The 18,743-nt window shown below is 64.8% G+C and carries 16 protein-coding genes and 2 pseudogenes; 8 read left to right on the forward strand and 10 right to left on the reverse strand.

What is annotated here, in order from left to right:
• Positions 1 to 83 precede the first annotated feature (83 nt).
• Together HOV91_RS28880 and HOV91_RS28885 are read right to left on the reverse strand one after the other, a co-directional pair.
• A complete protein-coding gene (locus HOV91_RS28880) occupies positions 84 to 1,604 on the reverse strand; it encodes an MFS transporter (protein ID WP_051047120.1) in 1,521 nt (506 codons plus the stop codon).
• Between the two features lie 38 nt (positions 1,605 to 1,642).
• A complete protein-coding gene (locus tag HOV91_RS28885) occupies positions 1,643 to 3,031 on the reverse strand; it encodes an MFS transporter (protein WP_043735319.1) in 1,389 nt (462 codons plus the stop codon).
• A 223-nt stretch (positions 3,032 to 3,254) separates the two neighbouring features.
• Here HOV91_RS28885 and HOV91_RS28890 point away from each other — a divergent pair, with 223 nt between their 5' ends.
• The 3 genes from HOV91_RS28890 to HOV91_RS28900 all read left to right on the forward strand — a co-directional run bounded on the left by HOV91_RS28890 (position 3,255) and on the right by HOV91_RS28900 (position 5,467).
• Positions 3,255 to 3,857: a TetR/AcrR family transcriptional regulator gene (locus HOV91_RS28890; RefSeq protein ID WP_043735321.1), complete on the forward strand. Its 603-nt coding sequence runs from the start codon at positions 3,255 to 3,257 to the stop codon at positions 3,855 to 3,857.
• 271 nt (positions 3,858 to 4,128) lie between these two features.
• Positions 4,129 to 5,037 (forward strand): alpha/beta fold hydrolase, encoded by a 909-nt coding sequence (locus HOV91_RS28895; protein WP_043735323.1) that lies wholly within the window; start codon positions 4,129 to 4,131, stop codon positions 5,035 to 5,037.
• Positions 5,030 to 5,467, forward strand: coding sequence for a hypothetical protein (locus HOV91_RS28900; protein WP_043735327.1), 438 nt, complete (start codon positions 5,030 to 5,032; stop codon positions 5,465 to 5,467). The genes HOV91_RS28895 and HOV91_RS28900 overlap by 8 nt, the downstream gene beginning before the upstream one ends.
• A 117-nt stretch (positions 5,468 to 5,584) precedes the next feature.
• On the opposite strand, the gene HOV91_RS28905 is transcribed toward HOV91_RS28900, so the two are convergent.
• Complete coding sequence (locus HOV91_RS28905) at positions 5,585 to 7,132, reverse strand: multicopper oxidase family protein (RefSeq protein ID WP_174188485.1); 1,548 nt, start codon at positions 7,130 to 7,132, stop codon at positions 5,585 to 5,587.
• Between the two features lie 323 nt (positions 7,133 to 7,455).
• Positions 7,456 to 7,617: pseudogene (locus tag HOV91_RS40205) on the reverse strand (HAD family hydrolase); the annotation flags it as partial.
• 334 nt (positions 7,618 to 7,951) lie between these two features.
• Between HOV91_RS40205 and HOV91_RS28915 the strand changes: the two are divergent.
• The gene (locus HOV91_RS28915) at positions 7,952 to 8,530 is read left to right on the forward strand and encodes a DUF305 domain-containing protein (protein WP_245560421.1); all 579 of its coding nucleotides are present in this window, start codon (positions 7,952 to 7,954) and stop codon (positions 8,528 to 8,530) included.
• Positions 8,531 to 8,656: 126 nt separating this feature from the next.
• Here HOV91_RS28915 and HOV91_RS28920 read toward each other — a convergent pair whose 3' ends face one another.
• Complete coding sequence (locus tag HOV91_RS28920) at positions 8,657 to 9,478, reverse strand: alpha/beta fold hydrolase (RefSeq protein ID WP_043736204.1); 822 nt, start codon at positions 9,476 to 9,478, stop codon at positions 8,657 to 8,659.
• Positions 9,479 to 11,772: 2,294 nt separating this feature from the next.
• Between HOV91_RS28920 and lpqS the strand changes: the two genes are divergently transcribed.
• Positions 11,773 to 12,198: a putative copper homeostasis (lipo)protein LpqS gene (gene lpqS / locus HOV91_RS28925; protein ID WP_174188483.1), complete on the forward strand. Its 426-nt coding sequence runs from the start codon at positions 11,773 to 11,775 to the stop codon at positions 12,196 to 12,198.
• A 403-nt stretch (positions 12,199 to 12,601) separates the two neighbouring features.
• A complete protein-coding gene (locus HOV91_RS28930; RefSeq protein ID WP_083887959.1) occupies positions 12,602 to 13,258 on the forward strand; it encodes a YcnI family copper-binding membrane protein in 657 nt (218 codons plus the stop codon).
• A gap of 412 nt (positions 13,259 to 13,670) precedes the next feature.
• Here the strand turns inward: HOV91_RS28930 and ndhC are convergent, their stop codons facing one another.
• Positions 13,671 to 13,940 carry an NADH-quinone oxidoreductase subunit A gene (ndhC, locus tag HOV91_RS40210; protein WP_051047227.1) on the reverse strand — a complete coding sequence of 90 codons (270 nt, stop codon included), beginning with the start codon at positions 13,938 to 13,940 and terminating at the stop codon, positions 13,671 to 13,673.
• Positions 13,941 to 14,100: 160 nt separating this feature from the next.
• Between ndhC and HOV91_RS41135 the strand changes: the two are divergent.
• Positions 14,101 to 14,190: pseudogene (locus tag HOV91_RS41135) on the forward strand (hypothetical protein); the annotation flags it as partial.
• A 411-nt stretch (positions 14,191 to 14,601) separates the two neighbouring features.
• Positions 14,602 to 14,892 carry a hypothetical protein gene (locus HOV91_RS40215; protein ID WP_043736206.1) on the forward strand — a complete coding sequence of 97 codons (291 nt, stop codon included), beginning with the start codon at positions 14,602 to 14,604 and terminating at the stop codon, positions 14,890 to 14,892.
• A 333-nt stretch (positions 14,893 to 15,225) separates the two neighbouring features.
• Here the strand turns inward: HOV91_RS40215 and HOV91_RS28950 are convergent, their stop codons facing one another.
• The 4 genes from HOV91_RS28950 to serA all read right to left on the reverse strand — a co-directional run bounded on the left by HOV91_RS28950 (position 15,226) and on the right by serA (position 18,680).
• A complete protein-coding gene (locus HOV91_RS28950; protein ID WP_043736208.1) occupies positions 15,226 to 15,540 on the reverse strand; it encodes a metal-sensitive transcriptional regulator in 315 nt (104 codons plus the stop codon).
• Between the two features lie 190 nt (positions 15,541 to 15,730).
• The gene (locus tag HOV91_RS28955; protein WP_157227555.1) at positions 15,731 to 16,015 is read right to left on the reverse strand and encodes a hypothetical protein; all 285 of its coding nucleotides are present in this window, start codon (positions 16,013 to 16,015) and stop codon (positions 15,731 to 15,733) included.
• Between the two features lie 89 nt (positions 16,016 to 16,104).
• Positions 16,105 to 16,701, reverse strand: a complete 597-nt coding sequence (locus HOV91_RS28960; protein ID WP_043736210.1) for a TlpA family protein disulfide reductase — start codon at positions 16,699 to 16,701, stop codon at positions 16,105 to 16,107.
• 380 nt (positions 16,702 to 17,081) lie between these two features.
• Positions 17,082 to 18,680 carry a phosphoglycerate dehydrogenase gene (serA, locus tag HOV91_RS28965; RefSeq protein ID WP_043736211.1) on the reverse strand — a complete coding sequence of 533 codons (1,599 nt, stop codon included), beginning with the start codon at positions 18,678 to 18,680 and terminating at the stop codon, positions 17,082 to 17,084.
• Positions 18,681 to 18,743: the final 63 nt, after the last annotated feature.

Raw genomic sequence — 18,743 nt, forward strand, 5'->3', positions numbered from 1 at the left:
ACGTAGCGCATTGATTCAGTGACACCGAAGCTCGCACGGCAATCGCGGGTGCCGATCGCACAGTATGCGATGTGCCCTGCGGGTTACGAGCGGCGGACATTCCTGACCGCCGTGAAGACGGCTCCGGCAACAACGACGAGGATGCCTGCCGCCAGGGCGGTGGACATTCCGTGCTGGAAGCTGTCCAGCACGCCGGCCAGTAGCTGCGGAGGCGCTTGCGCTGCTGACCCGATCGCTACCGCCGCGGCGGGGGAGTCCTCGGCAACCCGGGCGATGTCGGGTGGCAGCTGCGCGGTCGTGTCGGTGATCCGGTCGCGGTAGCCGTCGCTGAAGATGCTGCCCAACAGTGCGATTCCGAGGACGCCGCCGAGTTCGCGGGTGAGGTCGTTCAGCGCGGAGGCGACGCCGTGCTGTTCGGGTGGCAGGGCGTCCATGATGGCCTCGGTGGCTGGGGTGGCGGCGAACGCGATGCCGCTGCCGAGTAGGAACACGCCGATTCCGATCGGGAGATAGGAGGAGTGCGCGGTCAGGGTCGTCATCATCAGCAGTCCGACGCCGATCATGACCATTCCGGTAACGACCACGAATCGGTAGCCCATTCTGGTGTGCAGGAGGGGAACGATCGGTGAGAACACGATGGCCGCCAAGGCCATCGGCAGCAAGGCAAGGGCGGCGTCCAGCGGTGAGTAGTTCTTGATGATCTGCAGGAATTGCAGTCCAACGAAGAAGAACCCGAACATCGCCAGAGATTCGGTGGTGATGACCGCGGTTCCCGAGGCCACCCCGCGGTGGCGGAACAGGCGCGGGTCCAACAGGGGTCGGGGGTGCCGCAATTCCCAGGCGATGAAGATCGCGGTGCCGACCGCGGCCGAGCCGAATGTCGCCACCACCCTGGTCGAGGTCCATCCCAGTTCTGGGCCTTCGATCATGCCGAATACCAGCGATGCGATGGCCAGGACGGACAGCCCTCCGCCGCCGATGTCGACACTGTCTGTGCCGGAACGTCTCTGGCCGGGAATCAGCCCGGTGGCGGCCAGGGTGACGACGGTGAGTACGACATTGAAGACGAACACCGAGCGCCAGGAGAACGCCTCGAGCAGGCCGCCCGCGCTGAGCAGGCCTATCAGTGCGCCGCCGACGGTGACACCCGACCAGATGCCGACCGCGCGCGCCCGCTCGTCCGGGGGGAACACGTGGGTGATGATCGATAGGGTTGTCGGCATGACTGCCGCCGCGCCGATTCCGGCGACGGCTCGCATCGCGATGATGGTCGCGACGTCGTCGATGAGCAGCACCACCGTGGAGGAGGCGCCGAAGACGAGGAGGCCGATGACCAGCATTGCCTTGCGCCCGTAACGATCTCCGAGTGCACCGGCGACAAGCAGCAGACCGGCGAAGGTGACACCGTAGGCGTTGACGATCCACAACACCTGCGTCTGCGACGCCTGCAGGCCGGTCGCGATGGCAGGTGCGGCGACCATCAGCGACGCCATCATCCCCATGACAGCGACCAGCGCAAGACACATCACTCCCAGGATCAGGTTTCTCCGGACGACACCCGGCAAATTCGATGCGGCCGAGGATTCTTTGTGCAGCTGAACCATTGCTGCGGCTCCTTCCGTTGCGTGACTCTTGTGCTGGGTCAGTGCACGCTGACTCGAAGGCCTGCCGGCGGTTTGCCTGCCGGGATGAACGCCGCGGCGGCCACTGCGACGACGATCGCGAGGACGGCACTGGCGGTGAAGGCGTTGGTGAATCCACTCGCGTCAGCGCCGAGGGTGCGCAGGCTGACGGCGGCGATTGTCGAGGTCACCGCGACGCCGAAGGCCGAGCCGACCTCATGGAAGGTGTTGACCAGCCCGGAGGCCACGCCGGCTTGGCGGTGCTCGACATTGGCCAAAGCGATGGTGGTCGCTGTGACAATCGTGGCGCCTTGCCCAGCCGCTGCCACCGTGAGCCCGGCGACCAGCGGAATTGTGTCACTCCAGAGCACGGGCACCGCGGCTCCTACCGCCGCGACGGCCAGCCCGGCGATACCGACCGGACGGTAGCCGAAGCGGCCGATGAAGTGACCGGCATTGTGCGCACCGGCGATTGTGCCCAGCGCGACCGGTACAAACAGCAGACCGGTGACCAGCGCCGAGTTCCCTTCAGCTTGTTGCAGATAGAACGAGCCGAGGAAGAACCCGGTGATCAGCAGTCCGGTCGCGACGAACATCAACACCACGCCGGCCGCGACGGGGCGGCGCATCAGCAGACGCGGGTCGAGCAGCGGATCGGTGGCGCGGAATTGATAGGCGAGGAAGACCGCACCGACTACGACAGCCGCTGCCAGCGTGACCAACGTGGACGCGTCTGCCCAGCCTTCGTCACCGGCGTTGATCAGCCCGAAGATCGCTGCCCCAGCGGCCGCGGTGACCAGCACCGCTCCAGGCACATCGATGCCGGCTCCGCGCTGGCCGGGCCGATCAGCCACCACCTTTGTGATTACCGCGAGCAGCACGGCACCGACAGGCACGTTGACAAAGAAGATCCATTCCCAGCCCGGACCCGCAGTCAACAAGCCGCCGGCCAGGACTCCCACCGCGGCGCCGCTGCCACCGAGCGCGCCCCAGACCCCGAGGGCTTTGTTGCGTTCGGTGCCGTGAAATGTGGTGGTCACTATCGACATTGCCGCGGGCGACAGCAGCGCCGCGCCGACGCCCTGACCGATCCGGCCGCTCACCAGCATCGGCGCGTTCATCGCCAATCCGGCCAGCAACGAGGATCCGGTGAACACCGCCAGACCGAGCAGTACCATCCGGCGGGCGCCGAACAGATCGGCCGCGCGACCGCCAAAGATCATCAGCCCACCGAACAGCAGCGTGTAGGCGGTGATCACCCAGGTGGTCGCGGCCCGCGTCAGCTCGAGGTCCTGTCCGATATCCGGCAGCGCCACCGTTACCACGGTGATGTCCAGGATGAGCATGAATTGGGCGATCGCGAGCACCGCCAATGCCCGCCACCTGCGCGGATCCACAGGTGATTCCACGTCGTGACCTTGGTTGGCAGATGTCTGCGAATGCATGACCCTCCTCCTAAGTTGAACATAGATGTTCGAGTTATCTACTGACTGTAACTCGAACACTCGTGTACGAAAAGGGTGATGCGGTAGTGAGTCGGGTCATTCGCCGACGCGGTCCGGGCTGGCCCGCGGCCGGGCTACAGTGGCAGCACAACCTGTACGGGCTTGTTCGAAAAGAGGTGACCTCCCGATGTCGGCAACGCGCACCGAACACACAGCGCAGGCCAAACGCGCCGATGCCCGGCGCAATATCGCGGCGATCCTCGACGCCGCCCAGGAATGCCTGATCGCCGACCCGGATGCGAACATCAGCGCCATCGCCAAGCGAGCAGGCGTCGGCCGCGTCACCCTCTACGGGCACTTCGCCTCACGCACCGAACTGATCGACGCAGTCTTCACCCGCGCCGTTACCGGCAGCGATCACGCACTCGACGCGATCGACATCGGCGGCGACCCCCGCGAGGCCCTCGCCCGACTGGTCGAGGCCTCCTGGAAAATCATCGACCAGTTCCGCTCACTACTGCTGGCCGCGCAGAATCATCTTCCCGCCGAACGCATCCGCGCCGCGCACGACCTTCCGATGCAACGCGTCCACCGCCTCATCGAACGAGGCCGAAAGGAAGGCGTGTTCCGCGACGACCTGCCGATCTCATGGATGGTCGCGGTCTATCACAGTGTCGTCCATGGTGCAGCCGGAGAGATCGCCGCAGGCCGCATCACCGACCACGACGCAGCACACCTCATCACCACGACCCTGCTATCGGCATACATGCCGACGGCCGATCCAGCGTGAGCGCCAGCTCCCAAGCGTAAACGCCGACGTGACGCCAGTGCCGCAGCCGCTGGCGCACGGTACACACAGCACCCTGGCGGTCGCTGCGCTTTCACATCCTTGTCGAGGTGATGGAACATCATCGACGACAGCACCCGGTCGAATGCGCCATCCCGATCAACCCCGAGTGCCGCACCGGGCCGCAACTCGAACAGTGATGTTCGAATTGTGGTAGCCTCGGCGCATAGATAATTCGAACGACCGAGTTCGACTTCATCGGGAGGCGTGCGAGATGGTGCGGAGCGATCCACCACCGGGCCGACTGGGTGACGGGGCGCGTGCGCCGAGGCGGGATTACACGTCCTCGCCCGCGGTCACCGAGGCTGTCGTGGACACCGCGGTGGCGCGGTTTCACTACGCGCGAGCTGGCAGCGGCTCGTCGTTGCTGCTCCTCGCGGGCAGTGGTGGTTGGAAACTCACCTTCGAGGCACTGATCAGCGCCCTGGCCCAGCATCACACTGTCTACGCGCTGGACCCGCCGGGCCAGGGCCGCACGGAGGTTCTCGACCCAACGTTCGGGTACGACGCTGATGCCATCGCCCACTCCATTCCCGGCTTTCTCGACGCTGTCGGCGTGAATTCGGTAGCGATCCTCGGGCATTCGTGGGGCGGCGGTTTCGCGTTGCGGTTCGCCGAATTGCACCCAGACCGAGTGACCCGGCTCGCCTTGATCGCCCCGGCAGGAGTGGACGTCACCGACGTGTGGGAGTTCCGACTGGCGCGGCTTCCCGTGCTAGGCGAAATCGCCGTTCACCTGATGACCACCGCGGCGGTGCGGCACATGCTGAACAAATCTTTCGCTCACCGTGATCGCGTTCCGGATGAACGGATTCGCGAATACGTGCGAATGATGCGGTCACCGCTAGGGCGCGCGGCCAGACTGCGGGACATGCTCGCGGTGGAACGGTCGGTCCGGTGGACCGACACCGAGCGCGACCTGCACCTGGTGCAGGCACCCACCCAGGTGCTGTGGGGCGACCAGGACCGCTACTTCCCGCCGAGCCTGCTCGAACGGTTCACTTCACGGATACCGAATGTGCAGGCACATATCGTGCCAGGTGGCGGGCACTCCCTCCATGACGACTGCCCCGAACAGGCTTACGCGATGTTGAGGCCATTCCTGGCGGCTGATCATGAGTAACGGACCTGCGCTGGGTACCGACACCACAATGGTGCTGTTGTGGGGCGGGCTGATCTTCCTTGCCGCACCGGTGTTCGGCGTATGGAAATACCGGCAAATGGTCGGCTCGGAAGAAGGTGTGGCTCATCCCTACGTGGACACCGCTCACCGCGCCGCACTGCTCTATGCCTTCGCGACATTGCTTATCGCAGTGTTCGTCGAGTTGAGTGGCTGGCCGACGATCACGAATCTCGTCGCGGCGGGCACCACCGTCGCGTTCTTTGTTGCGGCGATCGCAACGTACGTCTATCACGGTTGGCGTCGCGATACCGATAATCAGATCCGCCAACCTGTTCGCGGCACCACAACGTTCATGGTCGCGCTGATCGTAGGAGAGATCGGTGGCTTCGTCGTGCTGCTGGCAGGATTCGTCCAACAGCAGCTGCTGTGACCGGAGGGCCTGTGCGGCGATCTTGGGGCCACTGCCCAGTGACGGGAGTGGGCTTGCCTCTTTGCCTCGTACACCGGGACCATTTATTGAACCATGCGCTTGCCGGAGACAGCGACATCAGCGGACATAGGACAGAACGCTCATCATTCCGGCTTCGCCGTGATACGCGTTGTGGCAGTGCAGCATCCACTGACCTGGGTTCACTGCGTCGAAGTCGACCTCGACGGTCTGGTTGGGCAGCACGATGGTGGTGTCCTTGCGGGCGCCGGTGCTGTTGCCGTCGACCAGTTGAAAGGTGTGGCCGTGCAGATGCATCGGATGGAACATCATCGTCGTGTTGATGAAACGCAGCCGGACCCGCTGGCCTTCGCGGACGTCGAGCATGGCGTGCTCGTCGAAGGTTTTCCCATTGATGGTCCATAGGTAGCGTTTGTCGTCGGCGCCCAGGGATACGTCGAGGACCGTGTCCGGCGGCTTCGGCGCGAGCAGTACGGATTCATCGGCGCGCAGCCGGGTGGCGGTCAGGGGTGTTTCGTCCAGCTCGCGAGCCTGGACGTCAGCTGGCGGGGGATTGCCGCCGCCGGTGCGGATCAATGCCAGGCCGCGTCCCTGTTTGCCTTCGGCGGCCGCGATCAGCGGGAAGACGCCGTCGCCCAGTTCCACGATGGCGTCATAGCGCTCTCCCATGCTGATCAGCAGGCAGTCTGTCGTGACAGGGTGCACGGGGAACCCGTCGCTGTGCGTCACGTTCAGCTGGTGCCTGCCGACGGCCACGCGGAAGGCGGTGTCAGCGGCAGCGTTGATGATGCGCAGACGCATCCGCTGGCCGGGGCGTGCAGCGAAGGTCATCGGATCGGTACTGAGACGCCCGTTGATCAGGTAGTACGGATAGGTCACATCACCGGCATCGCTACCCAGTGGCGCCGCCGGATCAGTCGCGCCCGAGCCATGGCCGCCATGTCCGCCCGTGTGGTTACCGGTCATCGGGCCCATGTTCATGCCGGCCATGCCCTTGGCCCGGAGCTGCTCGAGCTCCTTATCCGGGTCACGACCGTCGACGCCGTCGAGCCAGTCATCCAGTACTACAACGGCTTCCACGTCATAGTTGTTGCCGTCGGCGGGATCTTCGACGATCATCGGCGCGTACAACCCGCGATCGAGCTGTACGCCCACGTGCGGATGAAACCAGTAGGTCCCCGCGTCGGGAACGGTGAATTCGTAGCGGAAGCCACCACCTGAGGCGACTGCCGACTGAGTGAGTTCGGGGACCCCATCCATATCGTCACGCAGCGCCACGCCATGCCAATGGATGCTCGACGGCTGAGGCAGGGCATTGGTGAAGTCCGCTCGCAGGACCTCACCACGAGCGATCCGGATCTCCTGCCCTGGCAGCTTGCCACCGTAGGTCCAGGTCTGCACCTGCACACCGCCCAAGTCGACCGTCGTCGGTTCGGCGCTCAACACCACATCACGAACCGGCGCAGTCGCAGCTCGGCGGCGGTTCTCGGCGGCACGAACCGCCTTGGAATCCGGCCCGACAATCTCGCGTGGTGCCTGGGATCCACTCGAACACGCGGCGAGCGCGGAAGCCGCAGCAGCCGCGCCGAAGGCGAGGAATCCGCGCCGAGACATCGACCCGGAGAGAGGGAGCGGCCTCGTCGACATCGATTCTCCTGTCTTGCCCTGGCGTCCCGCCTCAAAATAGGCCATGCGGGTAGGGAAGATCCAGAAGGGTGCGAAGGGCCGGATGAGCGACGTCACGATGAGGTCAGGCCGCCGAACTCATTCCGTAGCCGTAGGGCAGTTCCGACGCTGTAAGTAGCTGGTCGAGAGGGTGCACGCCCGATGCGATCCCTGGGTCTGCCTCTGTCACCGCGCCATCGGTGCCGGTGCTGCCCCGCGCTGCATGCACGCCGCCATCCCGATGACCGATCGGCCTCCGCCATCGAAGCTGGCGAACAAGCTGAGCCGGCCAGGACCATGGCATGTAGTGCGTGATCCAGGTCGGCTTGGGCGAGTGCGGCTGCGTCGCTGACACCGTCACCGACCATCGCCACCACCTTGCCTCCGGCGCGCTGCCGTTCGACGACGTCGACCTTGTCCTGCGGCAGGACCTCGGCGATGCCGACTTCGTCGCCGATCGCCAACGCACCCTCAGCGACGGCCCTTCATGGCCACGTCATCCCGTCGGTTGTTCCGGCCATGGTCGCGTAGCCGTCGACTTGACCGTGCTCCGATGAGTTTCGCCCGGATCAAACTGCCAGCCGCGTGCATATCCGGACGCGCGGCGGGTATGTCGCCGCCGAATGATGCTGCACCTTCGCCCTGACCTCTTCGACCGGGTCGCGTGACGGACCCGGACTTGGCTTGTCAAGGCGTAGGGCCGCTCCGAATGTCGCTACTTGCCAATCGACGCAGCATCGATTGGCCGTACATCCAAGGAGTTTCGCCATGCACACAAGTTCCAGGACACTCGGATCGGGGTTGGTTGCGCTGACCGTGGCAGCGTTCGCCCTTGTTGGATGCGGCAATCGCGATGATTCGGAGGAAATGCCGTCCACTATGCCGGGGATGACGCACTCGACCGCGGGACCGAGTAGTGCGGCACGCAGCGACTTCAACGACGCCGACGTCACCTTCCTACAGATGATGTACCCGCACCACGCCCAAGCGGTGGAGATGGCCGATCTGGCGCTGGCGCGCTCGCAGGACCCGCGAGTACTCGACCTGGCCGCGCGTATCAAGGCCGCACAGGGACCGGAAATGGAACAGATCAGCGCCCTCCTGCAGCAGTTCGGCAAGCCCGCCCCGTCTGCCGACCATATGGGGCAGGACATGCCGGGAATGATGTCGCAGGAGCAGATGGCCGAGCTGAAAACCATGTCCGGTGCAGAGTTCGACCGGATGTGGCTGACCATGATGATCGACCACCACAGCGGGGCTGTCGAGATGGCCAAGACCGAACAGGCCAACGGAACCAATGCCGACACCAAGAAGATCGCCGATGCCGTGGTGTCCTCACAGCAGAGCGAGATCGACCAAATGAAAGACATCCTCGGATAGAACTGACCCGATGCCCAACCGATGCATACCGCCGTGAAGAATATCGCTGCCGTGCTACGACGGGCGCATCAGCAGTTATCGCCCGCTAGCGGGGCCCCACTGTCTGCCTCATTCGGCGCGCACCTTTCACTGTGCTCGCGCTGATGGGTCGAGCAGGAGCTCGTGCAGACGGGCGGCGAAGGCGGCCGTTCGGGTGAGGTGGCCGATATGGCCACCCGGAAATTCGAGCACAGCACGAGCCAGTCTCCGTGCCAGCTCGATAGTCGCGCTGGCGGCAGGGTAGCCGATCGAGTCTTGTCCTATCGCCGGGACAATCCGGTCGGCTCGCTCGACCAGAGAATCCAGGTCGAGTTCGGTTGCCGGGTACTGGCGCAGTTCATGCTCGAACCAATAGACAAGATCGGCGTCCTTTCGGGGGGCGCGTGCCATGGCACGACGGTCAGATTCTGCGAAGGTGAGTTCGCGGAACTCGTGCAGGGCCTCCTGCGGTCCGCACTGGCGGTAGAGCTGGTTGAGGTCGGAAAAGAGATCCAGCCAGCGCTGCCCGTCGGCTAGCAATCGCATGGCCGGTGGCTCGAAGGCAATCAGCGTATCGACAGCGTGGGGAGAGCGGGTGAGGACGGCCAGCGCGATGAGCGCGCCGGAACTGGTGCCGAAGACGGCCGCGGGACCGATGCCGATGTGCTCGATGAGTCGTCGGACGTCGTCGGCATCGGTATCGAGCCGTCGGCGGTAGTCCTGTTCGCCGGTCAGTGCACTGCGGGAGAAGCCGCGGCGGTCATACAACAGAACCGTGAACCGCCTCGCGAGATGTGTCGCCGTCGCCCGGAATCCGGCGGCAACACCAGTGGCACCAGGAATCATGACCATGAGCGGCCCGCTACCGCACGTTTCGTACGTGAGCCGAGCACCAGGCACTGTCAGGCTGTCGATGTTCGTTTCGATCACAATGCTGCTCCCAATCCGTTCTACGTCGATCGCGGGCGGCTACTTCGCCGATGACCCGTTGCGCAGTCGGCTCACGCTGCCATGGCACCGCGGAATACCAGCGTCGGGTGCGATGTCCAGAACGCGGCCCCACGGAGGGGCCTCTCTTGCGGGCGCAAGCGCAACCACTTACGATCATCGATACAGTACGTCTCTATTAAGACACATAGTATTGCAAAACCATCTGGCGCGACCCTGTGGAGGGGGCGGCGATTCGTCGCTGGCTGCGGGGTAAGCGGTGCGATTCCGGATGCCGCTGCCGCCCTGAACGGAGTACCGGCTGCGCGGAGTCGGAATGTGGTGTGGACGGTTCCCGCGTCGTCGATGTCTAACGCCACAAGCTCTCCCAGCCGGGGGTCTGCAGGCAGCAGAACGGTGGTCACACGTCAAGTGGCATAGCCCAAGCCCCAGCAACAGGTGCGGCGACAACGCCGAGGACCGCACGCGGGGTAGTGGACGCGGCCAGGAGTAAGCCAGCCGACGACGCAACCAGTTCGGCCTCGAGCGCTTGGGATGCAGACCCGTTCGGATTTCGCGGGCAGCAGGCCGGAACAATGGCGGAATCCAAGGCATAGGTGCGCCCACGGCCGCGTCGATGCTATGAGTTACCCCCCGAACCCCTGTTCGACGAAGGCGTGCCCGTCGCAACGACGGCTACTAACATGATTAGTAGATGATGCGAAGGGAGATGAGTGCGATGATCGAGATGTGGATGCAGCTGATAACTATGGCACGGGACTGGTGGAACAGTATGTACCCGAGTATGCCGATGCCGTGATGTTCGCCCCGGCCGTCCGTCTTCGCAGAAGGCTCGGCCAGCTGAGATAAACGTGTAGTTGGACTGCGGCCGTTTCAACGCCTTCATGTCCGCACGCGGCCAATAGTCCGCCGCGGAGGGCGCCGGCGCAAGGTCCACATGGATTCTAGTCGATTGATCGGAGCTGCAGAATTAGTTCAAGCGGCCACCGCGCCTAGCATCTCGAAAGTACTGCCGGTCCGGTTGCAAAAAACGAGGGTGAGCCCAACCGCTAACCCGGACCCGGTCACCAAGGCCCATGCTGACCCGGTCTACAGTATGCAGCACTGTGCGCCCGACCCGGCTCACAATATCCAGTCCCCTGGCCGTGCGCATGGCCGTGGTCGGCGTGGCCGCCGGTTCCGTGGCCGCCGCTTCCTTGGGTTCCTTGACCACCCTGCGGCTGGGCTACAGTCTGGATCTGGGCGGGATCCGGAACAAGCTCGACAGTAGCGGTTGCCGCGATGGCCGCGGCGGGACTCAAAGCCACTACCGCGACAAGAGCCACTCGTGCCCGGCCCAAGCGCAACTTGCGTACAGAATTTTTGGTTGCCATCTCCGACAAACGCCTCCCGAATTGCTCGAATTCGATTGGATTTCGGAACATCTCCATCATACCGAGTAAGCCAGAAGATTTATACCAACTAAGGCAGTAGACGGCTCGAGGTGTGCAGTTGCGGGCGCGCGAGATGAATGCGGTCATGCCGACCGGCGGCATCACCGGCTGCTAGGGATGGCCCCCAACTACCGCGTCGTGGAGGTCATGATGGTGGCCGATTATTCGCGCAACGTGCGCGTGACGATGGGTAACCGACCTGTTCACACCCGCGAACGGGCCGGTCACCACTGTAGGACCAGAGTCGAGGCGATCGCCCCTCGGTCAAAATCAGCAGCCCGATGTGCACTGCCGATCCGTACACTCCGGTCGCGGCGTGGTGGAGCTGAGTGAAGCGGCGGTCGAGGTTCAATTTTGGACGAGGGGTTTGCGTTACCCGACTTCACTATCTACTATCTACCGGCGTAGATAGTACTTGTGCTGATCGACCATCTCAGCACGAGGCGTCCCGTCCGGCAACGGGGCGCAGACTGCGGCGGAGTCGCACGATTTCCCCTCATCATCGTGCGGCTGCGCCACAGTCACAGCAGAGGTGGGGGCGACTCGTTGCCCCCATCTCTGCAGCCGCGACTCCAGTGATCCGGCGTAATCGATCGATCCCAGCTGACCGACCTTGCCCAGATTGACAAGACCCGCCACACGTTGGCACTGTCTGCACACGAAGACGATAGATTCCCGGGATGACGTCAACCATGCCGTCGCCTTGGGAGCGACCGCTGAAGTGGTTCACAGCCTGAACGGGTGCGAGGACGCTTCACCGATGACTCCGAGGGGACGCGAGACGATGCTGATAGCGCGTATCGCCGTTGTTACGCAATCCGTCGCTATCGTCGTCGGCCCACTGTGAACCACATCAGCCGACTGCGGAGTGGCCGCCACATCGCAACACTACTGTTGGCGGTGTTGCTGATAGCACCGGTCTTCGATTGTGCGTTGCTCGGCGAGCACGCTCATCCGCATCCGAGGTCGCCCTCCTCTGTAGCGCATGTCGCACATCTTGCATCGGCTACTCTCGAGCGCGAGGCAATCGACCTTTTCGAACATGACTGCGGTCCGCATCTTGTCCAGTGCATCATCAAGTCAACGTTGCCCGGCTCGGCCGTCGGCATGCTGCTGGTGCAACTGTTGACCTTGATGCTGGCCGTGGTCGTGGCGGTCCCGACCACCTTGCGCTCGGCCAGCGGTGGCGTACGCGGCCCCCCCGTAGCGCGTCTGCCCGCCGTGGGTGGGCGTGACATTCTCATGCGATTCTGTATCGCTCGACGCTGATCGGTCAGCGCCAAGCGACGCCTGTTGCGTCGGCTGATGTCCGCTGCCCGCTCACGTCTTCGTCGCTTGCGCGGCGGTCTCTATATAGGAAGCGACAAGCATGGATAGGGTGCAGTGGCACCGCCCCAGAGATATACCTGCGGCCCTTGCTGCCGCGCTGGATGCGGCACGGCAGCCCCGCGCTTCTAGGGGAAATACTGCAGTGCTGCGGCTCAATGCGCCGCTGGCGACAGCGCGAGCAGACGAGCGTCGAAATCCGGGCGCATCGCTGTCACCGGCAAGACAACGGCCATCAAGGTGTGGCCGCGGAGCGGTCCGTCGCTTCGGAATGGCGCGCCGAGGGCCCCCAGCGGTGCGCGCGCGACAATTCCCATATCCCACCGAACAGTAAGGCCACAACCACATGCATACAGCTCTCCGACGACTCCTCCTCGCCACCGGTGTAGCTACTGCCGCGACCGTCCTGGCCGGCGGTGCGGCCTCCGCCCATCTCGATGTGGAGGCACCCACTGCGAAGCAGGGCTCCACGTCGATCATTTCGTTCCGGATATCCAACGAATCCGATCGCGCGAGCACGATCAGCTTGAAGGTTGAGCTGCCGGGTTTCAAGACCGCACGCACCGAGCCGATGCCGGGTTGGACTGCACTCGTCGAGCGGGATGCGGCAAAAAAGGCTACGTCAGTGACCTGGACTGCCGATCCGGGCGTCGGCGTGGGGCCTGGTCAGTTTCAAAGGTTCTTCCTTTACGCCGGACCGCTTCCAAAACAGGAAAAGGTGCCTTTCCGGGCAGTACAGACCTACAGCGACGGAAAGATCGAGACATGGGATCAGCCTGTTCCCGACGGCGCGCCTGAACCCGAATATCCGCTGCCCGTATTGTCGGTGGCTGCCGGCGACGGCGAACATTCACATGGCACCGAGCAGACCGCTCTCGGCGAACCGGATCATGATGACAGCGGCGATCCGGTAGCCCGTTGGCTGGGCGTAGCGGGGCTTCTGCTCGGGCTTTTGGGCGCTGGCGCAGGTGTAGTAGCTCTCGCACGCAGGCGCCGAGTTTAGACCGGCCGACTAGATCGACCCGCAATAGTCGATCGAGTAAGTCGCGTGTGCCGGGTCCAAGCCCCGGCACACGCGATGGTCATGTCCGTCTGAACGCGGCCGACCGGGTTGGCCTCGAGCCCGGCGCAGTAGGAAATCCAGCCGATCCCCAAGGACATCGGATGGCGACGAGGCGGGAGTTCGTGAATCGAGTGCTGGTTCGTCCTGTCGGCAGAGTTGGGCACAACCGGCTCGAAAGCCGCACCCGGCTCGCGCCGGTCCTCTCTCTGCCCCCAAGTCCGACAGCTCACCGATGATCCCGTTGATCCCTCAGCTGCCTTCACCAGCACATGCCTATCAACATCGTGTTCTCGACCACTAGCCGCCGCCTCCCTCCGCCGGCATGACCGGCGGGAATGCCGTGACATTTCGATCACCGCGGGCATCCCGATCTCGGCAACGACGAGCACCCACGGGTACATGAAGACCATCTCCATGTGTCGAAGGCGAGGAAGATCATCGTGATCGCATACCACCGGACGTGATAGCGCGAGACCGCGTGCACCATCGGAGCCGAGCCCGAGAGGAACGGGGCGACATCACGGCGCGGGTCCGCGGTCCGCAACAGGAACGCGGCGAGGTACATGACAACGACGGTGACCAGGGTGGCGCGAACGGATCGGGTGAGGTCCCCGAAACTCACGTAGCCTTCCTCCAGTCACCAGCGAGCCCATCTACTATGCATCACCAGAGGTCCCGAAGTCGGGCGAGACGCTGGCCATGGGTTCCGACGCGATGGTGGCGCAAGCCCGTTGACCGCCTAGGCACTCGGCTCAGCGGTGGACCGAATCCGGTTGACCGGAATGGTTTCGGTGGTGCTACTCGCCGGATCGGCGGTCGTCGCCGGTCCGATCGCCTTCATCGGCCTGGCCGCACCGCATCTGGTCCGTCTGGTTGTCGGCAACGACCATCGACTGCTTGTTCCCGGCTGCCTGATCGCGGGCGCCTGTTGCTTCTCATGGCCGATATCGGGGCCGCCTCATCGCCCGGCTGTCCGAGGTGGAGGTCACCATCGTCACCGCCTTTGTCGGCGCACCGCTGCTTGCCGTTCTCGCGCGCCGGAAGCAAGTGCGATAAGCGAGGTGCGCAGACGCTCGCCGGCGTCGATCCTGCCGAATTCCGCCCGCGGCGGTGGTCCCGATTCATCCGGTTTGCGAAAAGTGGCCTGGTGCGTGGTGACTCGTTCGTTCCGCGCAACCGCTGAGGCACCCGCCGCGCGTTCGACAGCATGGCCCCGTCGTTTTAATCGGAGCCGCGAGTGCCGTCGCGTTGTTGGTTTCGCGCTCACCAAAGGAGAAGTCGAAATGCCCGCAGTGACTGCCCTGCGCGCCGCCATCGGGATCGGCGATCTGGGCAAGGTGTACATCGTGCCGGAGTTCCGGTCGCCGCGGTTGGTGGCTGGGCGTCGATCGCCGGCGGCGGTCACGCGATCGCCGTGCGGTGTTGCAACGGTTGTTCGAAATCCATTGGCCTCAGCCGATGTCAAGGGTGATACGGGGTGGGCCCTGCTTGGTTCGGTGCTGGTGCTCGCCATCGGCGCGCGCCATTCGCTGATGCCATTCGGCGCGCTCGGCCGCCCGCTGCGGCCAACGTGATCTGACCACCCATCCGGCCATCGGCTGGGCGGGATTGCAGCGTGGTGGGTTTCGCACCGCTCCTGATGCAGCGCGAGACATTCCATGCGAGCAATCCTGGCCGATTCTCACTATGCATACGCGGTGGAACGCCCTGGAGAAAGCCGCGACGGTACTGACCGGCCTGCAGCGACGCCGACGTCACAGTGAAAATCATTGGTCCAGAGTGGTCCGGCGCAACCTATGGTGCGCGGCGGATCACAGCTGAGCCTCACGCGAGGTTGGTGATCGCGTGTCGGAGAAGACGGTCGCGGTAATCATGGCCAAGATCGGGGTCGAGGGTCAGCCCGCGTCTCATCGGGCTGACGGACGCAGCAGGCGTCTTATTGCCTCGGACAGATCATTTGCCACCAACTCAGGGGCCATCTCGGCCTCGGCGGCACGCTCGCGGAGGTGCTCATCGAGCAACTCAACGGCCAACGATCGGAGTGCGCTGGTCAGCGCGGAGAATTGGGTCAAGATGTCTATGCAGGGTTTCTCTTGCTCGACCATGTGTTGCAGACCGCGGGTCTGCCCCTCGATGCGGCGCAGCCTCATGAGGTAGTCGTCCTTTGCTGCGGCTCGGCGGTGGGTGCCACCGGGGTGCGCATCAGCGTTGGTGGTGACCATCGGTCCTCCCAGCGTGTTGCCGGCAATGATACCGCGGGTAGGTGTGTGACCAGGAGAAACGTCAGGACTTTCGTGTCCGCAGCGGTTCGGAGGGCGTCCGCCGCTATAGAAGTGCCGCCCGAGGTATGACGAATGCCGTGGGGGGCGTGGCAGGTTCAGCCGAATCGGAGGCAAACGATATCGGAGCTTTCTATTCGACATCCGTCGACGCTGTCGCTCCTGTGGGACCGTCGATGCCCTCGCGGGAACCCGCGTCGGCGAGATTCATATCGTGATCGCCGACCCGCGGATGCCGCCGCGCATCGATACGCTTGACGTTCTGGGCATATGGGACTCGCAATTTCTCAGTCGAACGCGGATCGCGTGTATTGCTGGGCTGATGGCTATCGCCGGACGCAGGGAGTGGTTCCGGCGGCGCATCATCAGAAGCACTGATCAGACCCATGGCGATCCTGCATGCCAGCGCATCTGTCATTGTGCGCTATAAGCCTCGCTGCGAATTGCCTCAACCTGTCCAGCAATCTACGTAATCACGTAGTTGCTTCGGGAGCGGTTCCATCGAAGTCATGACTCGGCCGCGACGCGTTCGATCACCGGCCGCAGATCCTCCGGTAGCAGGGCCTTCAGGAACACTGCGGCGACACGGTGGCGCCGGTCGAGCACCATGGTGGTCGGCACCACGCTGGCGGGATAGTGGCTGCCCAGCGCGAGCAAGCTGCGCATCGCCGGGTCGAAGATCGACGGATAGGTCACCGCATAAGCGGTGATGAAATCCTGTGCCGCGGCGCGGCTGTCACGCACGTCGATACCGACGAACTGTACGCCCAGTGGTTGGGTTTCGGTGAACACCTGCTCCAGTCCGGGGGTCTCGGTCCGGCAGGGTGCGCACCAGGATCCCCATACATTGATCACCACCACCTGGTCCGCGTAGTCGGATACATGGATCGGTGCGTCGGTTTGCACGTCGGTTCCGGTGAGATCGCCGATTGCGCCGCGGGAGTCCGGGGGATCGTAGTAGATCTCGGTCTTGCCACCGGGGGAGACGAAGTCGAAGGAGCCGCCCTGGGTGACGGCGTCACGGCCGGTGCCGCCGCACCCCGCGGCGATGAGCGTGCCGGCCAGCGCGGCGGATATGGCAACCGTGCGTAATCGATTCGGCATGTTTCTTCGCCACTCAGCGCCTTTATCTACTATTCTTGTACACAGATAGTAAAATATCTAGCCTGTGTGGTCGGCGACCGGGTCCCAGTTGGCCGACCCGGCACTCGGCATGTCGGCCGCCGGAAGGATCGCGGCAACGCTGGGCTGTTCTGCCTGGTTATGACCCGCATGCGCGGCCTCGATCATGGCCCTCGGCTGTGAAGGACAGGATCTGCCCCAATGTGCGACCGGGGCCGGTGCCGCCCTCCCGACCTCCCGGCACGGCCGGGAGTAGAACCTTCGCTGCATCTGGCGGGGGTGCCCGCAAACGCTCGGTCGGACGCGCACCCGCCACCACACCGCGTCGGTCCCGCACTACGCGGGCGTGACCCGCGATCCGATCAGAACAGGTCGACCAAGACGATCTTGGCCGCGCCGACCGACTCGGCGATCGCGGCCTGCACGTCGCCGGGCACCTCGCGGGCGACCCGCAGCACCACGGTCGCGCCCGTCTTGTCCACGTCCTGGGTCAGCTGCGCGGCCAGGATGTCGATCCCGGCCTCGCCGAGCTTGGTGCCGATCTTGCCCAGCGCGCCCGGCTTGTCCTCGTAGTTGAGGATGGCCAGGTTCAGGCCCTCGGCGCGCATGTCGTAGTTGCGGCCGTTGATGTTGACGATCTTCTCCACCAGCTGCGGCTCGGTCAGCGTGCCCGCCACGTTCAGGGTGGAGCCGTCGCCGAAGACGGCGCGCAGGTCGACCACGCTGCGGTGGCTCGAGCTCTCCGACGCCGTGGCGACCTGGGTGCTGATCCCGCGGTCCTTGGCCAGGGCGGGCGCGTTGACGAAGGTGACCTGGTCCTCGACGTGCGCGGAGAAGATACCGCGCAGCGCGGACAGCTCCAGCACGCCGACCTCCTGGGCGGCCAGCTCGCCGCGCACCTGGACCTCGACGCTGACCGGCAGCTCGTTGGACAGCGCGCCGAGCAGGGCGCCCTGCTTGCGCACGATGTCCAGCCACGGCGCGACCTCTTCGCTGACGGTGCCGCCGGTGACGTTCACCGCGCCGGGCACGAACTCTCCGGCCAGGGCCAGCAGCACCGACTTGGCGACGTCGGTGCCCGCGCGGTCCTGGGCCTCGGCGGTGGAGGCGCCCAGGTGCGGGGTCACCACGACCTGCGGCAGATCGAACAGCGGGCTGTCGGTGCACGGCTCGGTCTCGAACACGTCCAGGCCGGCAGCGCGCACGTGACCGGACTTGATCGCCTCGGCCAGCGCGGCCTCGTCGACCAGCCCGCCGCGGGCGGCGTTGACGATGATCACGCCCGGCTTGGTCTTGGCGATGGCCTCCTTGCCGATCAGGCCCTTGGTCTCCGGGGTCTTCGGCAGGTGGATCGAGATCAGGTCGGCGCGCTCGAGCAGTTCGTCGAGGCTCAGCAGCTCGATGCCGAGCTGCGCGGCGCGCGCAGGCGACACATACGGGTCGTAGGCGACGACCTTGGTCTCGAAGGCGGCCAGGCGCGCGGCGAACAGCTGACCGATACGGCCGAGTCCGACCACGCCGACGGTCTTGCCGAAGATCTCCACACCGTTGAACTTGCTGCGCTGCCAGGTGCGCTCGCGCAGGGTGGCGTCCGCGGCGGGGATCTGGCGCGCGGCGGCCAGCAGCAGGGTGACCGCGTGCTCGGCGGCGGTGTGGATGTTCGAGGTGGGGGCGTTCACGACCATGACGCCGCGCTCGGTGGCGGCGGGCACGTCGACGTTGTCCAGGCCGACGCCCGCGCGGGCGACGATCTTCAGGTTCTTCCCGGCTTCCAGGACCTCGGCGTCGACCGTGGTCGCCGACCGCACCAGCAGCGCGTCGGCCTCGGGCACCGCGGCCAGCAGGGCCGGCCGGTCGGGACCGTCGACCCACCGAACCTCGACACCGTCACCGAGCGCATCGACGGTCGACTGGGCGAGCTTGTCGGCGATCAGAACTACAGGACGGCCTGCTTGGCTCACGTGGGTTACTCCTCTTCGCAACGGGTCGGCCCGCACTCCGATGGATTCCGGGCGGGCGGGAAG

The organism is Nocardia barduliensis, assembly GCF_013315795.1.
Lineage (GTDB): Bacteria > Actinomycetota > Actinomycetes > Mycobacteriales > Mycobacteriaceae > Nocardia > Nocardia barduliensis.

Excerpts from the sequence above, each read along its gene's own strand:
- HOV91_RS28900 (WP_043735327.1), top strand. The coding sequence starts at position 5,030 with ATGAGTAACGGACCTGCGCTGGGTACCGACACCACAATGGTGCTGTTG.
- HOV91_RS28880 (WP_051047120.1), bottom strand. The coding sequence starts at position 1,604 with ATGGTTCAGCTGCACAAAGAATCCTCGGCCGCATCGAATTTGCCGGGT.
- HOV91_RS28955 (WP_157227555.1), bottom strand. The coding sequence starts at position 16,015 with ATGACAGATGCGCTGGCATGCAGGATCGCCATGGGTCTGATCAGTGCT.
- HOV91_RS28960 (WP_043736210.1), bottom strand. The coding sequence starts at position 16,701 with ATGCCGAATCGATTACGCACGGTTGCCATATCCGCCGCGCTGGCCGGC.
- HOV91_RS28905 (WP_174188485.1), bottom strand. The coding sequence starts at position 7,132 with ATGTCGACGAGGCCGCTCCCTCTCTCCGGGTCGATGTCTCGGCGCGGA.
- HOV91_RS28930 (WP_083887959.1), top strand. The coding sequence starts at position 12,602 with ATGCATACAGCTCTCCGACGACTCCTCCTCGCCACCGGTGTAGCTACT.
- HOV91_RS28895 (WP_043735323.1), top strand. The coding sequence starts at position 4,129 with ATGGTGCGGAGCGATCCACCACCGGGCCGACTGGGTGACGGGGCGCGT.
- HOV91_RS28950 (WP_043736208.1), bottom strand. The coding sequence starts at position 15,540 with ATGGTCACCACCAACGCTGATGCGCACCCCGGTGGCACCCACCGCCGA.
- HOV91_RS28890 (WP_043735321.1), top strand. The coding sequence starts at position 3,255 with ATGTCGGCAACGCGCACCGAACACACAGCGCAGGCCAAACGCGCCGAT.
- HOV91_RS40215 (WP_043736206.1), top strand. The coding sequence starts at position 14,602 with ATGCCCGCAGTGACTGCCCTGCGCGCCGCCATCGGGATCGGCGATCTG.